Origin of the sequence: Pseudomonas sp. CFII68 (assembly GCF_000416195.1) — a bacterium.
Lineage (GTDB): Bacteria > Pseudomonadota > Gammaproteobacteria > Pseudomonadales > Pseudomonadaceae > Aquipseudomonas > Aquipseudomonas kilonensis.
Map to the genome: position 1 here is coordinate 1 of NZ_ATLN01000027.1, position 22,128 is coordinate 22,128.

Sequence of the window (22,128 nt, forward strand, 5' to 3'; positions counted from 1 at the left end):
CGCGCGCAGCCGCCATAAACGCACCAATACGAGCATGAGCCGTTTGGCGTGGCAGTTGCGCGCCGATATGTACCGGACTTGCACGTCCGTGTCACCGTTTTTTGCGATGACGAACAGAGGTTAGCGGCGCTCGTAAGCGCTGCCTAGTTCATGAACAGCCCGGCGTTTTGAAGGAAATGTCCGAGGAACAGGAGAGCAAAAAGATCAAAAGATCGCAGCCTTCGGCAGCTCCTACGGAAATCGATGTAGGAGCTGCCGAAGGCTGCGATCTTTTGCTTTTTAGTTTTGTGACTTGGCAGTCATCTTTCGCGAAAATCAGCTGATCTTCCGCTAAAGCGATCCGATGATGGCGTTACGCCGAAGAATCGCTAAACTGCCAGCCAATCATCTTTCATCACGAGGCTGTGCCCATGAAATTTCGTTTTCTGCTGTGGATGCTGGGGTTGTTGATGGGCAAGGCCAGTCGGACCAATCCGGCGTTCCAGCAGCAGTTGGGCGACAAGGAATTGGTGTTTCAGCTGCAAACCCTGGACGGCAAGGTCGCCCGGCATTTCACGGTGAAAAACCAGCGCATCACTAGCCAGTCCGGCACTTACCCGGAGCCTGCGTTCGCCATTGCCTTCAAGGACGCCGCCTATGGCTTCGCCACGATGCAGGCCAAGAACAAGCAGCTGGCGTTCATGACGGGGATTCAGGACAAGTCGATCCAGATCAAGGGCAACCCGGCGCTGGTGATCTGGTTCCAGGGGCTGATGAAGTATTTGAAGCCGAGGAAGGCCAAGAAAGTTTGAGCCGCGCAGATTCTATCCAGGACCAAGGCCATATGGGAGCAAGGCTTGCCCGCGATGAAGGCGATGCGGTCTCTCTGAAATCGAGTCGCCTGTGTCGCGAGCAAGCTTTGCTCCCACAGCTAAATCCCCTCGCCACAAAAGCTCAGTTGCCAGTGTTGGCCATCAATGGCCAAACTGCGAAGCCAGCTCCCGCAGCAACACTTCCGCGTCCAGCACTTTGCTGACTACATCGTTGGCCTTTTCCCGGGTCAAGCCCACGCGTTCAAGCAGCGCGTCCGGGATTTCTTCATCCGGGCCGGAGCCGATGCTGCGCGCGCGCAGCAGGCGCACCGCCAGGCACACCAGGTTCGGATATTCGGCATATTCGCCGTCGTAGTGCGGGTCGTGCTGGAAGCGCAGGGCGGTGGCCAGTTCGTCGGGCATGTCCCAGTAGCGCATCAGCCAGGCGCCGATCTGCTCGCGACTGATGCCCAACAGGTGCTGTTCCACGTAGCTGTGGCACAGGTGCGGGTTGACCTCCAGGTGCCGGCAGATCAGCGAGAAGTGCGGCGGGAACACGTGGGCCAGCAGCAGGTAACCGAAGTTGTGCAGCAGGCCCGACAGGTAGGTCAGGCCGCCTTCGGGTCGCTGGGCGCGCGGCATGGCGCGGGTCAGGCCTTCGATGACGGCGGCGGTGTAGATCGACTGGTGCCAGTACGGCGTGGTGTGTTGCGGGTGGTCCTTGGGCAGGCTCAGGGTCTTGCCCAGGGCCAGGCCCAGCGCCAGGTTGATCACCAGGTCGAAGCCCAGTACCCGGACGATGGCATCTTCCACCGAACGAATCTTGCCGGGTGATGCGTAGTAGGGCGATGCCGCCCAGCTCACCACTTGCGCGGCCAGGGCCGGGTCGGTTTCCACCACGCCGGTGATGTCATCGATGGTCGCGTCGGGGTCGACCCGCAGCTTGATGATTTTCTGCGCGGTTTCAGCCAGCGGCGGGATCTCGATGGTTTCTTCCAGCCGTTGCTGGATACGCCGGGCGGTGAACGCCTGTACGGCCTGGGTGATTTCCTTGCGGTCGTCGTGCGGGCGGTCCAGGTTGGGGGTGATGTTGCTCACGGGTTCACCGAACGTCGCGGCGCTGGCCTTGGTGAGCATGGTCTTGAACGCTTCGCTGGTGACTTCCAGCAACAGCCCCGGCTCACCGGAGTTGATCAGCAACTTCGGTTCGCGCAGCAGGCTTTCTTCGTACAGGCACGGCGAGCTGGTCAGCGCCGGCAGGCCGGGCAGCAGGCTCAGGCTGTGTTTGCCGAGCATGCGCTCCAGGCGTTCGGTCGGCACCGCCGTGAGCTTGCGACCGGTGAGTTCGGCCAGGCGATTGAGGTCCAGCAACTGGCTTTGCGGAAACAGCACCATGAGCGCGCCAACGGCATCGTGCAACAACACCGCCTGCACTTTGCGGGCTGGGTTCAGGCCGGGTCGTTCGAGTACTTCGTCATAGCCGATGCCCAACTTTTCGAGCAACAGCCGAATAACAGACGGAGCGTGCGGGGCTTCGGGGACGAGGGCAGCTTCTGTCATGGTCTGTATCCGTTTTCCTACAAGTTGGTCAGTATAACCAGCTTGTCCGGTACGCGCGTCTTGAAAACTGAGCGCGTGCTCACACTTGGCCGTATTGCTGCCCATGACGCAGCCAGCGATCCAGCAGCGGGCTGACGTGGTCGGGCCAGCGTTCCAGCAGGGCCTGGGCGGCGTCGCGTACGGCGGGGAGCAGATCGGCGTCGCGCATCAGGTCGGCTACCTTGAATTGAAGCAGACCCGTCTGGCGTGTGCCGAGCATTTCACCGGGGCCGCGCAACTCGAGGTCTTTTTCAGCGATGACGAAACCGTCGTTGGTTTCGCGCATGATCCCCAGCCGCTGGCGCCCGATCTGCGACAACGGCGGGTGATAGAGCAGAACGCAATGGCTGGCGGCGCTGCCCCGGCCCACCCGGCCGCGCAGTTGGTGCAGCTGCGCCAGGCCCAGGCGCTCGGGGTTCTCGATGATCATCAGGCTGGCATTGGGCACGTCGACGCCCACCTCGATTACCGTGGTGGCAACCAAAAGTTGCAGGGCGCCGGCCTTGAACTCAGCCATGACGGCGGCTTTCTCGGCGGGCTTCATGCGGCCGTGGATCAGCCCGACCTTCAACTCGCCGAGGGCGGCAGTGAGGTCTTCAAAGGTGGTTTCGGCCGCCTGGCAGGTCAGCTCTTCCGACTCTTCAATCAACGTGCACACCCAATAGGCCTGCCGCCCTTCGGCACAGGCGCCGCGCACGCGCTCGATCACCTCCACTCGTCGGGTGTCGGTGACCAGCACGGTATTGACCGGTGTGCGGCCGGGGGGCAGTTCGTCGAGGATCGAGGTGTCGAGGTCGGCGTAGGCGCTCATCGCCAGGGTCCGCGGGATCGGCGTCGCGGTCATGATCAGTTGATGAGGGCACATCCGCCCACCCACGCCTTTCTGCCGCAAGGCCAGGCGCTGTTGCACGCCGAAGCGGTGCTGTTCGTCGATGATCACCAGGGCCAGGTTCTTGAACTGCACTTCGTCCTGGAACAGCGCATGGGTGCCGACCACCATCGGTGCGCCTTCGGCGATCTGTGCCAGGGCGGCGACGCGGTTCTTGCCCTTGAGCTTACCGGCCAGCCAGGCGACTTCGATGCCCAACGGTTCGAGCCAGCGCTGGAAGGTGATGAAATGTTGTTCGGCCAGGATCTCGGTGGGCGCCATCAGCGCCACCTGATAACCGGCCTCCAAGGCCTGCAGCGCCGCCAGGGCGGCGACCACGGTCTTGCCGGCGCCGACATCGCCCTGGATCAGCCGCAGCATCGGCTCCGGCTGGCTCAGGTCGTAGGCGATTTCGTTGCCGACCCGTTGCTGGGCACCGGTGGGGGCGAAACCGAGGTTGGCCAGGTAGCGGGCCGGCAGATCCCTGGCCTTGGGCATGGCCGGGGCGCGCAGGGAACGCAGGCTTTCGCGCAGGCGTTGCTGCGACAGTTGATGGGTCAGCAGTTCTTCGAACGCCAGGCGATGCTGGGCCCAGTGATGGCCGAGGGCGAGTTCGTCGACGTCGGCATCGGCGGGCGGATGGTGCAGGTAGCGGATCGCATCGGCCAGGGGTGCCAGGTGGTAATCCCGGGCCAGTTCCGTGGGCAGCCAGTCGGGCAGGCTGCTGGGGCCGAGCAGGGTCAGGGTTTGTTGGCAGAGCTGGCGCAAGCGTTGTTGGGTCAGGCCTTCGGTGAGCGGATAGACCGGGGTCAGGGTTTCGTCCACCGGCGGCGGTTCGTCGCCGGTGATGGCGCGGTATTCCGGGTGATAGATCTCCAGCCCCGAAGCCCCGGGCCGCGCCTCGCCGTAGCAGCGTACGCGGGTGCCGCGCTTGAGGCCTTCCTTTTGTGCATTGCTGAAATGGTAGAAGCGCAGGCTGAGCCCGCCGGTGCCGTCCTGCAGGCGCACCACCAGGCTGCGACGGCGGCCCATGACCACGTCGGCGCCGCTGACGGTGCCTTCGATCACCGCATCCTGCCCCGGGCGCAAATGGCCGATGGGCACCACGCGGGTGCGGTCCTGGTAACGCAGCGGCAGGTGAAACAGCACGTCCTGGAGGTTTTCCAGGCCGACCTTGGCCAGTTTCTCGGCCATGGCTTCACCGACACCCTTGAGTGTCGTGACCGGCACTTTCGACAGCTCCGTCATGGCCGTGGCTTACTTGCCAGCGGGCGGCTTGGCCACGGAGCACAGACGGATCGAGTCAGCGAGGATCTCGATGGCCTTGGGCCGCGGGAAACTGGCGCGCCAGGCGATGGCGACGGTGCGGAACGGCACGGGCGGCGTCAGCGGGCGGACTTCGATCACGCCCGGGGCGTAATGATGGCTGTCCACTGCCGACAGCGGCAGGATCGAAATGCCCAGGCCCGAGGCGACCATGTGGCGGATGGTTTCCAGGGAGCTGGACTCCACTGTGGTGTGCTTGGCGCCTTCGCTGCCTTTGGTCAGGGTCGGGCAGGCTTCGAGCACCTGGTCGCGGAAGCAGTGGCCTTCGCCGAGCAACAGCAGGCTCTTGTCGTTGAGCAGGGCGGCGTCGATGGTTTTTTTCTGGGTCCAGGGGTGCTGGGCCGGCATCAGGACGTAGAACGGTTCGTCGTAGAGCGGCAGGGTCAGGACGTCGGCTTCGTTGAACGGCAGGGCGATGATGATCGCGTCCAGCTCGCCGTTGCGCAGCTTGTCGCGCAGCACATGGGTGAAGTTTTCTTCGATGTACAACGGCATCTGCGGGGCGACCCGGTGCAGTTGCGGAATCAGGTGCGGGAACAGGTACGGGCCGACGGTGTAGATCGCGCCGACTTTCAGCGGGGCGGTCAGTTGGTTCTTGCCGGCCTGGGCCAGTTCGCGAATGCCCTGGGCCTGCTCCAGGACCTTTTGTGCCTGGGCCACGATGCCTTCGCCCACGGGGGTCAGGCGCACGGCGCTTTTGCTGCGCTCGAAAATCAGCACACCGAGTTCGTCTTCAAGCTTTTTCACGCCCACCGACAGCGTCGGCTGGCTGACGTGGCAACGCTCGGCCGCATGGCCGAAATGCTGCTCTTGGGCGAGGGTCACGATGTAGCGTAATTCTGTGAGGGTCATGGCGAGCGTCCGTGAAGTTGCGAGCCAAGCATACCGGCTGCAATCGATAGACGCACGTTATCAGACTGGGGGTGCGGTGTGACACTGTCCAATGTCTGTGTGGTCAGGGATTTATTTAAGAATGTGGAATTGTCTGTGGGAGCAAGGCTTGCCCGCGATGAAGTTAACGCGGTGTTCGCTGGAACCGAGGTGCCTGTATCGCGAGCAAGCTTTGCTCCCACAGATGCCCTGGCTCCACAGATGGCTTTGCTCCCAATCCCCTGTGCTCCAAAACGCTTACCTGGAACAGGAAGCCCCTGTTAAGGGGCTGGTAATTGAGATCAACGCCGGCGCTTGTCGATGGAGTACACAAACGGTGCCGTCAGTTCGATGGTGCCGTTGGTCAGCAGCTCGGCCGGCGGCTTGGGCAGCGGTTGGGCTTTGCGGATCATTTCCAGGGTGGCCTTGTCCAGCAACTCCGTGCCGGAGCTGCCCACCAGTTCGAATGACAACACGTTGCCTTCGGCATCCACCACGAAGCGCAGGCGGTTGGTGCCTTCCTTGTTCATCTGCTGGGCCCTGGGCGGGTACTTCTTGTACTTGCCCAGGTGCGCCAGCAGCGTGCCCTGCCAATTGGCCTTGGCCGCCGATTGCGCGGGCGACGGGCCAGGAGCCGGTTGTGCGGACTTCTCGGCGACTGACTGGGTTGGCGGGGTGTCGCTGGGCTTCTGCTCCGACGGCTGTTCCTTCGGCGGCTCGGGCTTTTTCTCCACCGGTTTGGGCTTGGGCGGTTGCGGCTTTGGCTTGGGCTTGACCGGCTTGGGCACGGAAATCTCCGGCTTCGGCGCTTCGGCAAGCTTGGGCAGCGGCAATTCTTCGACCGGCTCGGGAGGTTGCGGCGGTGTGACGACTTTGGGCGGTGCCGGTGGCGGCGGGGCTGGTACCGGCGCCAGCTCGACCATCATTGCCTGGGGAGGCAATTCGATGGGCGCGCGTGATGTCCAGTTCAGCGCCACGGCGATGGCGAGCGCATGCACGCCCAGCACCACTGCCAGGCTACCGCTGTAACGCGTCAGCTTTTGGCGCGTCGTGATCATTTCTTGGGCGCCGTCTCGAGTCCGACCAAACCGACCTTCAGGTAACCGGCGCCCCGCAGCGCGTCCATCACGCTCATCAGGTCGCCGTAGTCCACGCCTTTGTCGGCCTGGAAGAAGATTGTCGTGTCTTTCTTGCCTTGGGTCTTGGCGTCGAGGGTCGCGCCGAGGGTTTCGGCCTTGACCTCGTCTTCACCCAGGAACAGGCGCTGGTCGGCCTTGACGCTGAGGAACACCGGTTTCTCCGGCCGTGGCGAAGGCTTGGCCGTCGATGCCGGCAGGTCAACCTTGATGTCCACGGTGGCGAGCGGGGCCGCCACCATGAAGATGATCAACAGCACCAGCATCACGTCGATGAACGGTGTGACGTTGATTTCGTGGTTCTCGGCCAGATCGTCGTCTGCGCCTTCTTTCAAATGCAGGCCCATGGCCGATTACCCCACTTTCACCATGTGCGGTTGCGAGCCACGCTCGGGCGGCAAGTGGTCGAGGTCGCGGCTGACCAGCAGCAGGACTTCGGCCGAAGCGTCGGAGACCTGGGCCTTGTAGCCGGCAATGGAGCGGGCGAAGACGTTGTAGATCACCACGGCCGGGATCGCTGCGACCAGGCCCAAGGCTGTTGCCAGAAGGGCTTCGGCGATGCCGGGCGCAACGACGGCGAGGTTGGTGGTCTGGGTCTTGGCGATGCCGATGAAGCTGTTCATGATGCCCCACACGGTGCCGAACAGGCCGACGAATGGCGCGGTAGAGCCGATGGTGGCGAGCACGCCGGTGCCGCTGCTCATGCTGCGACCACAGGCGGCGACCAGGCGCTCGAGGCGGAAGCTCACACGTTCCTTGATGCCTTCTTTTTCGCGGCTGTTGGCCGACAGGCGCATCTCTTCGAGTGCGTCATGCACCAGCAGGTTGGCAAGAGTGCCGGCCTTCGCGGCGGTGGCGCTGGCTTCCTTGAGGGTGGTGGCTTTTTTCAGGGCGGCGATTTCACCACGCAAGCGACGCTTGGCACCCAGCAGCTCGAAGCCTTTGGCAATCCAGATGGTCCAGGTGATGATCGAGGCGATGGCCAGGCCGATCATCACGATTTTCACGATGATGTCGGCGTTCTTGTACATGCCCCATGGCGACAGGTCGTGAGCCATGCCCAGGGTATTGTCGGCTTCGAGCACTTCAGGTGCGTCGGCTTCGACGGCTTGGGCCGGGTCGGTGGCGACAGGCGTTGCAACGGGAGCGGCCGGGTCGGCCGGTGCCTGGGCAGCAGCCGGTGCGGTGGCCGGCGTCGTGGTCGGCGTCTGTGCATCGGCGAACGCGGCGACAGGTGCCAGCAGCAGGCTGAACAGCAGGGCGGCTACCGTGCTCCAGGCACGAGGTCGATTGGTTGGCGAAGCGGGGGATAGAGAGCGTTTCATGCTGGCCGGACCTGAGAGGAAAAAGAAGGTTGATGTTCTTCCAGGCCTCGTGGGGCCGAGAACAAAAGTGGTGGGCATTATTGCAATTAATTCTTGTTAACAAAAGTAATACAGTTACTTTTTTTCTCACATGGCTAGCCGCTCGTCCCCTGCGAAGGCTAGTCTGCGGCTTTGCCAGAGGAGTTCTTGATGTCCGCGCCTTCTGTTTTGATCGCCGGCTGCGGTGATATCGGCGGCCGCCTGGCCAGCCAGTTAGTGGCCGAACATTGGCAAGTCCATGGCCTGCGGCGCACGGTTTCGAACCTGCCGGCCGGCGTTATCGGGGTGGCGGGGGATTTGTTCAGCGAGCAATGCCCCGCCGACTGGCCCACCGGGTCACTGGATTACCTGGTGTACAGCGCCGCAGCCACCGACCATGACGAAGCGGGCTATCGCACGGCTTATGTCGAAGGGTTGCAGCATGTGTTGAGTTGGCTGAAGCAGCATGGCCAGCGGCCCAAGCGCCTGCTTTTTGTGTCCAGCAGCAGCGTTTATGGGCAACAGCAGGGCGAATGGGTGGATGAAACCTCGCCAACCGTGGCCGGCGGGTATTCCGGTCGCCTGATGCTCGAAGCCGAGCAAGTGGCCTTGGACAGTGGCATCCCGGCCAGTCGCGTGCGCCTGACCGGCATCTATGGGCCGGGTCGGGAGTGGCTGCTGAGCCAGGTCCGCCAAGGCTATCGCGTCGTGATCGACCCGCCGCTGTACGCCAATCGCATCCACGCCGACGATGCGGCCGGCTTGTTGGCGTTTCTGCTGGAGGCCGATCGCCAGGGCCAGGTGCTGGACGATTGCTACATCGGCGTCGACGACGCTCCTGCGCCACTGGCCGAGGTGGTGGGCTGGTTGCGCGAATTCATGGGCGTGACCGAGTGGGCCGAAGACGCCAGCGTGCGTCGCGCCGGCAGCAAGCGCTGCAGCAATGCCCGGGCCAAGGCCTTGGGATGGACGCCGCGGTATCCGAGTTTTCGCGAGGGGTATGCGGCGATCCTGGAAGGGCGCTGCTGACACGGGCCTGCTCGGCGTGTGCTCGATGATGGGGTTCGGCGCCAAGGGCTAGTTCTCTATGGGCGCTTACCGTCCTGAGTACCTTCCGGGTCTTGACTTGGTTCATCGAGCTCGCCGAGCATTATCCGCTGCTTGCCGAAGCCAAGAGTGATCTGCAGGCCACCCGCAACCGTTTCAGTCATCTTTTGCGTCGTCGGTGGGCCAACATCCTATCGAACGACCTGACAGCGACAAGGACCGTCATCAATGCAAGCCAGTTTCAGCAAAGGCGTTATCTTTGCACTCTCCGCCGCCGCACTTAACGCCACGATAGGCGTGCTCAGCAAAGTGCTCATGAGCAATGGTTTCACCGCCAGCAGTGTCGCCGTCATAAAGACCGTCCTGGGTTGTCTGCTGCTCTCGGCCTTGCTGCTGTTTATCAAGCGTCCGGCGACGACGGCCAAATGGACCCAGGCGGCGATCTGCGCGTTTCTCGGTATCTTTGTGCTGTTCCACTTCGAAACGGCTGCCTATCGGCATTACGCTGCGGCGGGGGTAGTCGTGATGCTGATGGCCAGCGCTTCCATTTCCTCGATCGTGCTCGGACGCATAATCCTCAAGGATCCGATCACTGCGAACGCCACTGTGGGTGCCGCCTTGGCGATCGCCGGAATCGCGGTGATCTTTGGCGCCGATCTGCAGCAGGGCTTCACGCTCCAAGGCGTTGCGCTCGCGTCCATGGCGGGCTGCGGCTATGGGGCGTTTTCGGTAGCCATGAAACGGATGGGCGTGTCCGGTGGGCTGCACTTCACTCGTCAGTTGCTGTTCTTCGGCAGCCTGTACTTGCTGATGCCGGCTTCGGCCGACGGCTTCGTGATCGGTGAGCTGTCGCCCTGGGCGATTGCCGCACTGCTGGCGCTGGCCGCGCTGCCGACCATCCTCGGCTTTTTCTGTACCACCAAGGCAATCGAGTACCTCAAGCCATCCCAGGTGCAAGCCTTGGAGCTGACCGAGCCGCTGTTCGCCGCACTGCTGGCATTTGTTGTGCTCAATGAGGTGCCGCGCGAAAGCCTGTACCCGGGCGCACTGCTGATCATCATTGGGCTGTGTTTCTCCAATGAGCTGATCCGCCTGGGTAGAAAAAAGCCAGTTCCGTCTCGCGCGTGAACCTTTGCCGGGAGGGGGCGCTCGTACAGTTAGTTCAAAGCGCCCTATCTCTTACTGCTTTTCCAGCACCCACTGCCGAGTGCCCGGCGTGAACGAAGGCATTTCATCGGCCAGCGCGGCGTTGACGGTCTGGAAAATTTCCAGCTTCTTGCCGTCGCGGGCAAAGATCCAGGTGTTGCCCTGGCCGTTCTGTTGCAGCCAGATGTTGTCGTTTCCACCGCTCATGGAGGCGCAATCGCCGGCCAGGCACAAGGCATAGCGATCGGCACCCGGCAGGCCGCTGACCTGGCCGTCGGGCTGGAATTGCACGGTGGCGCCCTGGCCGGGGCCGCTGGCGATGTTCCAGGTGCCGCCCAGGTAGGCGGCATACAGCGCACGCTCGAAACTGGCGCCGATGGGCGCGCCTTCCGGGACCTGGACTTGTGCGCGATCGAACACCTGCTGCGGTTCGTTCTCGGTGGCGGCCTGGCTCAACTGGTCGCCATCGCGCTTGAGTTCGCTGGCGGAGCTGCCGTAGAAATCGACTTTCCAGGCGCCGTCTTCTTCACCCAGCAATTTGCCTTCGACGTTTTCAAAACCGTTGGTGTAGCGCGCCTGGCCGGCACGGGTGTTGACGTCCCATTCCAGGTTCGGGCCATAGCCCTGCAGCGCTTCGCGAAGCGGGCCGCCCTTGGCGGCAGCGTCGATGGCTGCCTGGTTGATCCAGGTGCCGCTGATGTCACGGTCGGCAGGGTCGCTGGCACAGCCGCCCAGAAGCAGGGCTGCCAACGAGAGAGCAAGCGCTTTGCGCATGGTGGAATCCTTTCAAGACGAAAACGGCGCAGCGGGGGAGGCTGCGCCGGCCTTATTACTCGATGACCAGGATGGCATCCATCTCAACCTGAGCGCCCTTGGGCAGGGCCGCCACGCCGATGGCGGCGCGGGCAGGGTAAGGCTGGTCGAAGTACTTGCCCATCACCTCGTTGACCTTGGCGAAGTGGCTCAGGTCGGTGAGGAAGATGTTCAGCTTGACGATGTCCTTGAACGAACCACCGGCGGCCTCGGCCACAGCCTTGAGGTTTTCGAACACCTGCACGGTCTGGGCTTCGAAGCCTTCCACCAGCTCCATGGTCTTGGGGTCCAGTGGGATCTGGCCCGACATGTACACGGTGTTGCCGGCCTTGATCGCCTGGGAATAAGTACCGATGGCGGCCGGGGCCTTGTCGCTGGTGATAACGGTCTTGGTCATGAATGACTCCTGATAACGAATGGGCTACGCGCGCATGCGGGTGATGCGGATAACGCCGGTCAGGGCGCGCAGTTTCTTGATCACACGGGCCAGGTGCACACGGTCGTGCACGCTGACCACCAATTGAACGACGCTGATGCGGCCATCGCGTTCATCCATGCTGATTTTTTCGATATTGCCGTCGGCGGCATTGACGCTGCTGGCCAGCAGGGCGATCAGGCCGCGCTGGTGCTCCAGCTCGACCCGCAGCTCGACGTTGAATTCGCCGGTGACATCCTTGGCCCAGGAGAGCTGGATGCATTTTTCCGGGTTGTGCCGGATTTCGCTGATGTTGCGGCAGTTGTCCAGGTGCACCACCATCCCTTTGCCGGCGGACAAATGGCCGACAATCGGGTCGCCCGGGATCGGCGTGCAACACTTGGCATAACTGAGTACCAGGCCTTCGGTGCCGCGAATCGCCAGCGGGCCTTCGGGGCTTGGCAACTGTTCGCCTTCGCCGAGCAGGCGACGGGCAACGACGTAGGCCATGCGATTGCCCAGGCCGATGTCTTCGAGCAGGTCTTCGATCAATTCGAGACGGTATTCGTGGAGCATCAGTTGCACGCGCTCGACCGGGATCTTGTCCAGCGAGCTGTCGAAACCGTTCAGCACCTTGTTCAGCAGGCGTTCGCCGAGGCTGATGGATTCGGAGCGGCGTTGCAGTTTCAGGGCGTGACGGATATGGGTGCGGGCCTTGCCGGTGACCACGAAATTGAGCCACGCCGGGTTGGGCCGGGCGCCGGGGGCGCTGACGATTTCCACCGTGGAGCCGCTTTGCAGCGGCTCGGACAATGGCGCCAGGCGGCGGTTGATCCGGCACGCGATGCAACTGTTGCCGACGTCGGTGTGCACCGCATAGGCAAAGTCCACGGCCGTGGAGCCTTTGGGCAGCTCCATGATCCGGCCCTTGGGCGTGAAGACGTAGACCTCGTCCGGGAACAGGTCGATCTTCACGCTCTCGATGAATTCCAGGGAGTTGCCGGCACGCTGCTGCATTTCCAGCACACCCTTGACCCATTGTCGGGCGCGGGCGTGGGTGCTCTTGGGCTGTTCGTCACCGCTGGATTTGTACAGCCAATGGGCGGCGATGCCGTTGTTGGCCATTTCTTCCATTTCACGGGTGCGGATCTGGATCTCGATCGGTACGCCGTGCATGCCGAACAGCGTGGTGTGCAGCGATTGATAGCCGTTGGCCTTGGGGATCGCGATGTAATCCTTGAAGCGCCCCGGCAACGGTTTGTACAAATTATGTACAGCGCCTAGAACGCGGTAGCAGGTATCGACCTTGTCGACGATGATCCGGAACGCGTAGACGTCCATGATCTCGTTGAAGGCCCGACGCTTGCCGCGCATTTTCTTGTAGATGCCGTAGAGGTGTTTCTGCCGCCCGCTGACTTCGCCTTCGATGCCGTCGATGGCCAGGCAGTGGCTCAGGGACTCTTCGATCTTGTTGACGATTTCCTTGCGGTTGCCCCGGGCGCGCTTGACGGCCTGGTTGATCCGCGCCGAACGCATCGGGTGCATGGCCTTGAAGCCGAGGTCTTCGAACTCGATGCGGATCGCGTGCATGCCCAGGCGATTGGCGATGGGTGCGTAGATTTCCAGGGTTTCCTTGGCGATGCGCCGGCGTTTTTCGCCGGACAGCACTTCCAGGGTGCGCATGTTGTGCAGGCGGTCGGCGAGCTTGACCAGGATCACGCGAATGTCGCGGGCCATGGCCATGGCCATTTTCTGGAAGTTTTCGGCCTGGGCCTCGGCCTTGGTCTCGAAGTTCATCTGGGTCAGCTTGCTGACCCCGTCGACCAGTTCGGCCACGGTTTCGCCGAACTGCGCTTGCAGCGCTTCCTTGGCAATGCCGGTGTCTTCGATCACGTCATGCAGCATCGCCGCCATCAGGCTCTGATGGTCCATGTGCATGTCGGCAAGAATATTCGCCACCGCAAGGGGATGCGTGACGTACGCCTCGCCGCTGCGGCGGCGCTGGCCGTCGTGGGCTTGTTCGGCGTAGAAATAGGCTCGGCGGACCAGATTGACCTGGTCCGTGCCGAGGTAGGCCGATAAGCGATCGGCGAGGGCGTCTATGCTCGGCATGATGATGACTCCTGCCGTTTGCTGTGACCCCGCGCCGTGCTACGTCGACCAGGCATAGGCTTAGACCGCCTCGTTGGACTCGTCCTCGAACGCTGCGAACAGCGGTTCGTCTTCGACGATTTCAGCGTTGGCGATGAACTCGTAGCTCATCAGGCCTTCGGCGATTTCACGCAGCGCTACTACGGTAGGCTTGTCGTTTTCCCACTGGACCAACGGCTCTTTGCCACCGGTGGCCAGTTGACGGGCACGCTTGGTAGAGAGCATGACCAGCTCAAAGCGGTTTTCCACGTGTTCTAGGCAGTCTTCAACGGTTACGCGGGCCATGGTATTCCTCGGAGCGAATGCAATATGCGCGCTGCCCGGTTGGGCGAGCGGACTCGACAGTTTAAAAAAACACCAGCGTTTAGGGAAGCGCTGATTTTTTAACCAAACCCCTCGGCGCGCTGCGACTACCAATGTAAAGCCGTCGCAGCGGTTTTGGGAAGGGCTGTTCAGCCCAACAATTCGGCCAATAATTTGCCGAAACGTTGCTGCTGGCGTTTCTGCTGCAGCTGGCTGGCGCGGAAAATCGCCTTCAGGTCGTCCAGCGCGTGGGCGAAATCGTCGTTGATGATCAGGTAATCATAGTCGACGTAGTGACTCATTTCGCTGACCGCTTCGCGCATCCGGCCTTCGATGATGTCGTCGCTGTCCTGGCCGCGGTTGGTCAGGCGCTGGCGCAAGGCTTGCTGGCTTGGCGGCAGAATGAAGATCGAACGCGCCTGGGGCATCAGCTTGCGCACCTGCTCGGCGCCTTGCCAGTCGATTTCCAGGATCAGGTCGTGACCTTCGTCCAGGGTCTGCTGCAAGTAGCTTTGCGAAGTGCCATAAAGGTTGCCGAAAACTTCGGCGCGCTCCAGGAAGTCGCCGTGTTCGGCCATCTTCACGAACTCTTCGCGGTCGACGAAGTGATAGTTCACGCCATTCACTTCGCCCGGACGCATGGCGCGGGTGGTGTGCGAGACCGAGACGCGGATCTGCGGTTCGGCATCGATCAGGGCCTTGACCAGGCTGGTCTTGCCGGCGCCCGAGGGCGCGGAAATGATGTAGAGGGTGCCGGTGCTGTGGGTCATGTCGTTTGCCTTACTCAATGTTCTGCACTTGTTCGCGCATTTGTTCGATCAACACCTTGAGGTTGACCGCCGCCTGGGTGCTGCGCGGGTCGAAGGCCTTGGAGCCCAGTGTATTGGCTTCGCGGTTGAGCTCCTGCATCAGGAAGTCGAGGCGGCGACCGGCCGCACCGCCGGACTTGAGCACCCGGCGAACTTCGATGATGTGGGTGCTCAGGCGATCCAGTTCTTCGGCCACGTCGCTCTTTTGCGCGAGCATGACCATTTCCTGTTCCAGCCGTTGTGGATCCAGCTCGGCCTTCATGTCGGTGAAGCGGTCGAGGACTTTCTGGCGCTGGGTGGCGAGCATCTGCGGGACCAGTTCGCGCAGGGTGCTGACGTCTTCTTCAATGGAGGTCAGGCGCTCGTTGATCAGCCGGGCCAGCTCCGCGCCTTCGCGCTCGCGGCCGGCCTTGAGTTCCTTGAGGCCTTCATTGAACAGTGCCATCGCCTCGGCGTTCAGCGCCTGCGGGTCGCTCGCGTCACCCACCAGTACGCCGGGCCAGGCCAGGACTTCCAGTGGATTCAGGGCGGCAGGGTGCTTGATCAGGCTGGCGACGGTTTCGGCCGCGGCGACCAGTTGCGCGGCGCGCTCGCGGTCCACCTGCAAGGCTTTGCCAGTGCTTTCTTCGGTGAAGCGCAGGGTGCATTCCAGCTTGCCCCGGGACAGGCCCTGGCGCAGAGCCTCGCGCACGCCGCCTTCGAGGTCGCGGAAAGACTCGGGCAGGCGCAGGTGCGGCTCCAGGTAGCGGCTGTTGACCGAGCGCAGTTCCCAGCTCAGCGTGCCTTGGGCCCCGGCTTTTTCGACGCGGGCGAAGGCGGTCATGCTGTGCACCATGGAGGTTCCTCGCAATGCAGGCCGGCACGACGGTGGTCGTGGGCCTGGGATCTGTAAATTAAAAGCCCAAGGGCAGCAAAGGCGCAGGATTGTAGCGCAGTGACGCGTATGCCCCAACCGCGCTTGCGACAAAGCGTGGCAGCCCGTCGGGCGGGCCTTTGCGCGGCTTCGCTCGCGCCGGCTTTTAGAACCGAGCGACGTTTAACTGCCCTATGACGATTCACGGCTCTATAATGCTCGGCAGTTTTCCGTCCTCCGTACAGGTATTCCCTATGAAACGTCCAAGTGGTCGCGCTGCCGATCAGCTTCGCTCGATCCGCATTACCCGCAACTACACCAAACACGCCGAGGGATCTGTACTGGTCGAATTCGGTGATACCAAAGTCATCTGCACTGTCAGTGTCGAAAACGGCGTGCCACGGTTCCTCAAGGGCCAGGGCCAAGGCTGGCTGACAGCCGAATACGGCATGCTGCCGCGTGCCACCGGTGAGCGGAACCAGCGTGAGGCCAGCCGTGGCAAGCAGGGCGGCCGTACCCTGGAAATCCAACGCCTGATCGGCCGTTCGCTGCGTGCTGCTCTGGACATGTCCAAGTTGGGCGATGTGACGCTGTATGTCGATTGCGACGTGATCCAGGCCGACGGCGGTACCCGTACTGCCTCCATCACTGGGGCCATGGTCGCCCTGGTCGATGCCTTGAAAGTGATCAAGAAGCGCGGCGGCCTCAAGGGCGGCGACCCGCTCAAGCAAATGATCGCCGCTGTGTCCGTGGGCATGTACCAGGGCGAGCCGGTGCTGGACCTGGATTACCTGGAAGACTCCGCTGCCGAGACTGACCTGAACGTGGTCATGACCAGTGCCGGCGGTTTCATCGAAGTCCAGGGCACTGCCGAGGGCGCACCGTTCCAGCCGGAAGAATTGAACGCTATGCTGGAGTTGGCGAAGAAAGGCATGAACGAGATCTTCGAACTGCAAAAGGCCGCCTTGGCTGACTGATCGATTTCCGCTTCAAGACAAGGAGAGCGTCATGAGTGATGAGCAAATCCTGCTGCCCCAGCCGAGCAAAGAGGCGCGTCAATGGGCAATGTTTTGTCACCTGTCCGCCTTGTTGGGGATCTGGATTCCGTTCGGTACGCTGATCGGGCCGTTGGTGCTCTGGCAGCTCAAGCGTGAGTCCGACCCGTTCATTGATGCCCAGGGCAAGGAAGCGCTGAACTTCCAGATCACCGTGGCGATTGCCTCGGCGATCAGCTTGCTGCTGATGGTCGTGGTGATCGGCTTCTTCCTGTTTGGCCTGGTGGCCATCGGTGCGCTGGTATTGACCATCATCGGTGGCGTAAAGGCTAATGAAGGGCAACCGTATCGGTATCCTTTCACGTGGCGGTTGGTCAAATAACGATCAATGCTGCGACTCTAGAGAAATGCCCCGATTTATTGGGGCATTATCGTTTTCGCATAACGGCAAAACATTATCGTGGGGCAATCGACTAATAAGAGGGGGGGCGAGCTTTATCGAGAGTGGGTTCCTTACATCCTGTCTGAAAACATTTAGTGTCAGGGCTGTGATTTGGCACCATTATGAGTTTTCCATCGGATGGAAGATCTTCTCATTACTCGGATTAAAAGGATTTAAGCATGTATATTCCACAAGTTATTTGCGCAGTTGTTTGCTCGTTTGGCGTTGCATTAGCCCATGCTCAACTGGCGCCTTTGAAAGAACTCGCGTCCCAGGCTCCGGCCACACAAGCAGTTATCCCACAGAAAAACCTGTCCTACATTCATGCCTTGCAACTGGCCAAAACAGCCGTGGCCGTTTGTGCCGCCAACAACCAGTCGGTCGCCGCCACGGTGGTGGACCGTTCAGGCGCGGTGCTGGCGATGCTACGATCTGACAACACTGGGCCTATCGCCCTCGCTGGCAGCGAGCGTAAGGCATATACGGCGGTGTCCTTCAAAACTGAAACAAGCAATATCATGGCGCGCACCGTGCAGGCGCCCCAGCTAGCTAACCTTCCTGGGATCTTGGCGTTGGCCGGCGGCGTTCCCATCAGGGTTGGCAGCGAGGTGATCGGTGCCATTGGCGTAGGCGGCGCCCCGGACGGTCGAATTGATGCTCAATGCGCAAATTATGCAATTGATAAATACAAGCCAGCGCTGGCTGGGGATGCCGGTCTGGAGTCCCCAGGTGGCGCGCCAGGCGAAAAGACTCCGGCAGTCCCAGCAGCGTCTTGATTCTAGCGTAGCAATGACCTCGAGCGATGGATCAACACGTTAATCCCCATGGCGGCTGAAACCTCCTCGAGCCAGGCTTGCCCCTCTGGGTTGCGTAACGCGCTTTTTGTGGGCGCTCGGCAATCCAGTGGGAGCAAGCCCTCCTTCCATCGCTTCCGTGACGCCTTGAAGGGCAGTGGTCTCGCTTATCGGTCATTTTATTCTGAAGTTGTACGCATTTCATTTCGTGTACAGCATCCAATTGCGCGGTGTAAATGAGCGCGTACAGGTATTGGTCTTAAATGTTTAGTCACAACTGCGCAGTTCTACCCTGAGTTAGACGCTTGGCAACAATGCGCGTCGGTTGATAGAGTTGCCCTGCGTAATATTCGCACAGAAATATTTCGATATATTCAGACCATTGAAGGTTCTTGAATTCAAAGCCAATCAAGTGTTAAGGCAATCAACCTGTCCTAGAGGCGTGTCCAGGTAAAAAGTTCGTCTCTGGCTAAGATATACAAAGATTAAGCACCTATGTTGCAGCTCGATTTCTATGGAACACTTGTCGCCGCCTCTTTAGTGCTTTTGCTGGGGCGCGGACTTGTTAAACGTGTCGGTTTTCTACGCGCCTACAATATTCCCGAGCCCGTGGCGGGTGGGTTGGTAGTTGCCTTGATTCTCCTGGCTTTGCGGGGGCTTGAAGTTGAAGTTCGATTTGATACTTCATTGCAGACCCCGTTGATGCTGGCATTTTTTGCCACGATTGGCCTGAGCGCAGACTTCGCCAGCCTGAAGAAAGGCGGGCGCGTAGTTGGGGTTTTCCTGCTGGCGGTTGTCGGCCTGCTGGTGGTCCAGAATGCCATGGGCATCGGGCTCGCAAAAGCGCTGGGGCTCGATCCGTTGATGGGGTTGCTGACCGGCTCGATCACCTTGGCAGGCGGTCACGGCACAGGCGCGGCGTGGGGGACGGTATTCAGTGAGAAGTACGGTCTGGCTTCCGCCTCCGAGCTTGCGATGGCTTCCGCGACGTTTGGCTTGGTGTTGGGTGGCTTGATCGGTGGGCCGGTTGCGCGCCTGCTCATCAAGCGTGTCCAGGCACCCGGCTGCCTTGAGGCAGAAAAGCCCCGGATACCCAAGGGTTTCGAACAGCCGAACAAAGAGCGCTCGATTACGCCGTTTTCGTTTATCGAGACGCTGGCGCTGATTGCGGTCAGCCTGTTGGTCGGCACGCTCTTGAATGGGCAGCTCCACGACACCGCCTTCGAGTTGCCGACGTTCGTTTGCGTCTTGTTCGTGGGGGTGGTCCTGCGCAACGGGCTTTCGGTGCTTGGCTTGTATCAGGTCTTCGAGCGAGAAGTGTCCGTGCTCGGTAATGTGAGCCTGTCACTGTTCCTGGCGATCGCCTTGATGTCACTCAAATTGTGGGACCTGGCGTCACTGGCCCTACCGATCTTCATCATTCTGGTGGCCCAGACATTGGTCATGGCGTTGTTTGCGATTTTCGTGACGTTCAGGCTCATGGGCAGTCATTACGATGCAGCCGTCTTGGCGGCAGGGCATTGCGGTTTTGGATTGGGTGCCACGCCGACGGCCATCGCCAACATGCAGGCAGTGACGCAGCGCTACGGACCTTCGCAGATAGCGTTTCTGGTGGTGCCGATGGTGGGGGCGTTCTTCATCGATATCATTAACGTCATCGTCATCAAGTTGTACCTTGCCCTGCCGTTTTTTGCCACGGCTTGAGGTTCCGCGCAGTAGCGTTCGCCATAAAAAATGCCCGTATCTTGCGATACGGGCATTTTTTGTTCGGCCGGCTTGAGGCGGTCGTCGATACGCTTAGATGGTCAGCGTCCAGTCGTAATCCACGATCAGCGGCGCATGCTGCGAGAACCGTGGCTGGCGCGGCAGGCGGGCGCTGCGTACGAAGCGGCGCAGCCCAGGTGTCAGCAACTGGTAGTCGAAGCGCCAGCCAAGGTTGAGCATCTCGGCCTGTTCGTTGTCCGGCCACCAGCTGTACTGGTCGCCTTCACGGCTGACTTCGCGCAGGGCGTCGACATAACCCATGTTGCCAATGATCTCGTCCATCCAGGCCCGCTCCGGCGCCAGGAAACCAGGAGATTGTTGGCTGTCGCGCCAGTTCTTGATATCCAGCTTCTGTTGCGCCACGTACAGCGAGCCACAATAGATGTACTCGCGACGTTTGCGCCGCTGTTTATCCAGATAGCGGGCGAAGTCGTCCATCAACTTGAATTTCTGATTCAAATCTTCATCGCCGTTCTGCCCCGAAGGAAGCAGTAAGGTCGCGATGCTGACCTTGTCGAAATCGGCTTGCAGGTAGCGCCCGTAGCGGTCCGCCGTCTCGAAACCGAGACCGTTGATGACAGCCTTCGGTTGCAGCCGCGAGTACAAAGCCACGCCACCCTGGGCGGGGACTTCGGCATCGCAGGCATAAAGGAAGTAACCGTCCAGTTGGAAGGCTGCATCGTCCAGTTCAAAGGCGGAGGCGCGGGTGTCCTGCAGGCAGATGACGTCGGCATTCTGTGCTTGCAGCCAACTGAGCAAACCTCGCTCCACTGCAGCCTGAATACCATTGACGTTCACACTGATGATCCGCATAAATGGCCCCAAAAATCACGTGCGTGTATGATACACGGCGTGTACCTATTTAGCTAAATCCGCGGTATTTGAGGCTTTTTTTCATGCAGGCGTATCAGCGCGATTTCATTCGCTTTGCCATCGATCGCGGCGTTTTGCGCTTCGGTGAGTTCACCCTCAAGTCCGGGCGTACCAGCCCGTACTTCTTCAATGCCGGCCTGTTCAACACCGGTTCCGCCCTGGCGCAACTGGGTCGTTTCTATGCGGCGGCCATCGTTGAGAGCGGTATCCCGTTCGATGTGCTGTTCGGCCCGGCCTACAAAGGCATCCCGCTGGCCGCCACCACTGCCGTCGCCCTGGCCGAACACCACGGCCGCGACCTGCCTTGGTGCTTCAACCGCAAGGAAGCCAAGGCCCACGGCGAAGGCGGCAGCCTGGTGGGTGCAGCGCTGACCGGCGACGTGTTGATCATCGACGACGTCATCACTGCCGGCACTGCCATTCGTGAAGTGATGCAGATCATCGGTTCCCAGGAAGGCGCGAAGGCCGCTGGCGTGCTGATTGCCCTGAACCGTCAGGAGCGCGGCAACGGTGAGCTGTCGGCGATCCAGGAAGTGGAGCGCGACTTCGGCATTCCGGTGATCAGCATTGTGTCGCTGAACCAGGTGCTGGAGTTTTTGGCCGACGATCCGCAGCTCAAGCAGCATTTGCCGGCGGTTGAGGCTTATCGGGCGCAGTTCGGCGTCTAAGAAGCCCGCTGATTTTGATCTTGTGGCGAGGGAGCTTGCTCCCGCTGGGCTGCGCAGCGGCCCCAACATTTTTGCGGTCGCTGCGCGACCGAGCGGGAGCAAGCTCCCTCGCCACAAAAGCATCATCTGGAAAAGAGATGTAAAAAAAGACCCCGCTCAACCAGGTTGAGCGGGGTCTTTTTTTACCGGTATCGCTTAAGGACGCTTGCGATTGCTGATCAACGTACCCACGCCGGTGTCGGTGAAGATCTCCAGCAGGATCGCATTCGGTACCCGGCCGTCGATGATCAGCGAGCTGCCGACGCCGCCCTGTACCGCTTCCAGTGCGCAACGAATCTTCGGCAGCATGCCGCCGTAGATGGTGCCGTCGGCGATCAGGTCATCGACCTGCTGGGTCGACAGTCCGGTCAGGACTTTGCCCGATTTGTCCATCAGGCCGGCGATGTTGGTCAGCAGCATCAGCTTTTCGGCTTTCAGTGCCTCGGCAACCTTGCCCGCCACCAGGTCGGCGTTGATGTTGTACGACTCACCGTTGGCACCCACGCCGATGGGCGCGATGACCGGGATGAAGTCGCCCTTGACCAGCAGGTTCAGCAGGTCGGTGTTGATGCCGACCACTTCGCCCACATGACCGATGTCGATGATTTCCGGCTGGGTCATCTCCGGTGTCTGGCGGGTGACGGTGAGTTTCTTCGCCCGGATCAGCTCGGCGTCCTTGCCTGTCAGGCCGATGGCGCTGCCGCCATGACGGTTGATCAGGTTGACGATGTCCTTGTTGACCTGGCCGCCCAGGACCATCTCCACCACATCCATGGTCTGCGCGTCGGTCACGCGCATGCCATCGATGAAGTGGCTTTCGATCGACAGGCGCTTGAGCAGGTCACCGATTTGCGGGCCACCACCGTGTACGACCACTGGGTTGATGCCCACGGCCTTCATCAGCACGATGTCGCGGGCGAAGCCGGTCTTGAGCTCCTCGCTTTCCATCGCGTTGCCGCCGTATTTGATCACCAGGGTCTTGCCGACGTAGCGTCGGATATAAGGCAACGCTTCGGACAGGACCTTGGCGGTGTTGGCGGCGGCTTCGCGTTCGAGGGTCATTCAGGGCTCCGGTAGTGCTTC

General features: G+C 61.2%; 22 protein-coding genes. 8 read left to right on the forward strand and 14 right to left on the reverse strand.

Translation table 11 applies throughout. The features are described from left to right. Positions 1-410 precede the first annotated feature (410 nt). A complete protein-coding gene (locus tag CFII68_RS21965) occupies positions 411-791 on the forward strand; it encodes a hypothetical protein (protein WP_018602453.1) in 381 nt (126 codons plus the stop codon). 162 nt (positions 792-953) lie between these two features. On the opposite strand, the gene CFII68_RS21960 is transcribed toward CFII68_RS21965, so the two are convergent. The 6 genes from CFII68_RS21960 to exbB form a co-directional block, all read right to left on the reverse strand. After that, positions 954-2,351 (reverse strand): aminoacyl-tRNA deacylase and HDOD domain-containing protein, encoded by a 1,398-nt coding sequence (locus CFII68_RS21960; RefSeq protein WP_018602455.1) that lies wholly within the window; start codon positions 2,349-2,351, stop codon positions 954-956. Positions 2,352-2,430: 79 nt separating this feature from the next. Next, positions 2,431-4,506: an ATP-dependent DNA helicase RecG gene (gene recG / locus CFII68_RS21955; RefSeq protein ID WP_018602457.1), complete on the reverse strand. Its 2,076-nt coding sequence runs from the start codon at positions 4,504-4,506 to the stop codon at positions 2,431-2,433. Between the two features lie 9 nt (positions 4,507-4,515). Continuing rightward, on the reverse strand, positions 4,516-5,436 hold the full coding sequence (locus CFII68_RS21950; protein ID WP_003206891.1) for a hydrogen peroxide-inducible genes activator: 921 nt from the start codon (positions 5,434-5,436) through the stop codon (positions 4,516-4,518). Positions 5,437-5,756: 320 nt separating this feature from the next. Next, positions 5,757-6,512 (reverse strand): energy transducer TonB, encoded by a 756-nt coding sequence (locus tag CFII68_RS21945; RefSeq protein ID WP_018602465.1) that lies wholly within the window; start codon positions 6,510-6,512, stop codon positions 5,757-5,759. Beyond that, positions 6,509-6,937, reverse strand: coding sequence for a TonB system transport protein ExbD (gene exbD, locus CFII68_RS21940; RefSeq protein ID WP_003206888.1), 429 nt, complete (start codon positions 6,935-6,937; stop codon positions 6,509-6,511). Before exbD ends, CFII68_RS21945 begins: the two co-directional genes overlap by 4 nt. A 6-nt stretch (positions 6,938-6,943) precedes the next feature. Beyond that, positions 6,944-7,915, reverse strand: a complete 972-nt coding sequence (gene exbB, locus CFII68_RS21935; protein ID WP_018602468.1) for a tonB-system energizer ExbB — start codon at positions 7,913-7,915, stop codon at positions 6,944-6,946. 189 nt (positions 7,916-8,104) lie between these two features. Between exbB and CFII68_RS21930 the strand changes: the two genes are divergently transcribed. Next, the gene (locus CFII68_RS21930; RefSeq protein WP_018602470.1) at positions 8,105-8,962 is read left to right on the forward strand and encodes an SDR family oxidoreductase; all 858 of its coding nucleotides are present in this window, start codon (positions 8,105-8,107) and stop codon (positions 8,960-8,962) included. A gap of 246 nt (positions 8,963-9,208) precedes the next feature. After that, positions 9,209-10,108: a DMT family transporter gene (locus CFII68_RS21925; protein WP_018602474.1), complete on the forward strand. Its 900-nt coding sequence runs from the start codon at positions 9,209-9,211 to the stop codon at positions 10,106-10,108. Positions 10,109-10,159: 51 nt separating this feature from the next. On the opposite strand, the gene CFII68_RS21920 is transcribed toward CFII68_RS21925, so the two are convergent. The 6 genes from CFII68_RS21920 to CFII68_RS21895 all read right to left on the reverse strand — a co-directional run bounded on the left by CFII68_RS21920 (position 10,160) and on the right by CFII68_RS21895 (position 15,452). Then, positions 10,160-10,900: a hypothetical protein gene (locus CFII68_RS21920; RefSeq protein ID WP_018602475.1), complete on the reverse strand. Its 741-nt coding sequence runs from the start codon at positions 10,898-10,900 to the stop codon at positions 10,160-10,162. A gap of 55 nt (positions 10,901-10,955) precedes the next feature. Beyond that, positions 10,956-11,336: a RidA family protein gene (locus CFII68_RS21915; RefSeq protein ID WP_003206880.1), complete on the reverse strand. Its 381-nt coding sequence runs from the start codon at positions 11,334-11,336 to the stop codon at positions 10,956-10,958. Between the two features lie 24 nt (positions 11,337-11,360). Continuing rightward, positions 11,361-13,466, reverse strand: coding sequence for a bifunctional GTP diphosphokinase/guanosine-3',5'-bis pyrophosphate 3'-pyrophosphohydrolase (gene spoT, locus CFII68_RS21910; RefSeq protein WP_003206879.1), 2,106 nt, complete (start codon positions 13,464-13,466; stop codon positions 11,361-11,363). A 60-nt stretch (positions 13,467-13,526) separates the two neighbouring features. Continuing rightward, positions 13,527-13,790, reverse strand: a complete 264-nt coding sequence (gene rpoZ / locus CFII68_RS21905; RefSeq protein WP_003177259.1) for a DNA-directed RNA polymerase subunit omega — start codon at positions 13,788-13,790, stop codon at positions 13,527-13,529. A gap of 167 nt (positions 13,791-13,957) precedes the next feature. Next, positions 13,958-14,578, reverse strand: a complete 621-nt coding sequence (gene gmk / locus CFII68_RS21900) for a guanylate kinase (RefSeq protein WP_003206877.1) — start codon at positions 14,576-14,578, stop codon at positions 13,958-13,960. 10 nt (positions 14,579-14,588) lie between these two features. Then, positions 14,589-15,452, reverse strand: coding sequence for a YicC/YloC family endoribonuclease (locus CFII68_RS21895; protein ID WP_018602491.1), 864 nt, complete (start codon positions 15,450-15,452; stop codon positions 14,589-14,591). A gap of 272 nt (positions 15,453-15,724) precedes the next feature. Between CFII68_RS21895 and rph the strand changes: the two genes are divergently transcribed. The 4 genes from rph to gltS all read left to right on the forward strand — a co-directional run bounded on the left by rph (position 15,725) and on the right by gltS (position 19,405). Then, positions 15,725-16,447 (forward strand): ribonuclease PH, encoded by a 723-nt coding sequence (rph, locus tag CFII68_RS21890; RefSeq protein WP_003177262.1) that lies wholly within the window; start codon positions 15,725-15,727, stop codon positions 16,445-16,447. Positions 16,448-16,478: 31 nt separating this feature from the next. Further along, on the forward strand, positions 16,479-16,847 hold the full coding sequence (locus CFII68_RS21885) for a DUF4870 domain-containing protein (RefSeq protein WP_013694558.1): 369 nt from the start codon (positions 16,479-16,481) through the stop codon (positions 16,845-16,847). 239 nt (positions 16,848-17,086) lie between these two features. Continuing rightward, positions 17,087-17,683, forward strand: a complete 597-nt coding sequence (locus tag CFII68_RS0125790; RefSeq protein WP_018602498.1) for a heme-binding protein — start codon at positions 17,087-17,089, stop codon at positions 17,681-17,683. 513 nt (positions 17,684-18,196) lie between these two features. Next, positions 18,197-19,405: a sodium/glutamate symporter gene (gltS, locus tag CFII68_RS21880; protein ID WP_033062444.1), complete on the forward strand. Its 1,209-nt coding sequence runs from the start codon at positions 18,197-18,199 to the stop codon at positions 19,403-19,405. 93 nt (positions 19,406-19,498) lie between these two features. On the opposite strand, the gene CFII68_RS21875 is transcribed toward gltS, so the two are convergent. After that, complete coding sequence (locus CFII68_RS21875; protein WP_013694557.1) at positions 19,499-20,278, reverse strand: exodeoxyribonuclease III; 780 nt, start codon at positions 20,276-20,278, stop codon at positions 19,499-19,501. An 83-nt stretch (positions 20,279-20,361) separates the two neighbouring features. Between CFII68_RS21875 and pyrE the strand changes: the two genes are divergently transcribed. Beyond that, positions 20,362-21,006, forward strand: a complete 645-nt coding sequence (gene pyrE / locus CFII68_RS21870) for an orotate phosphoribosyltransferase (RefSeq protein ID WP_018602506.1) — start codon at positions 20,362-20,364, stop codon at positions 21,004-21,006. A gap of 195 nt (positions 21,007-21,201) precedes the next feature. Here pyrE and argB read toward each other — a convergent pair whose 3' ends face one another. Continuing rightward, positions 21,202-22,107: an acetylglutamate kinase gene (argB, locus tag CFII68_RS21865; RefSeq protein ID WP_003206871.1), complete on the reverse strand. Its 906-nt coding sequence runs from the start codon at positions 22,105-22,107 to the stop codon at positions 21,202-21,204. Between the last annotated feature and the right edge of the window lie 21 nt (positions 22,108-22,128).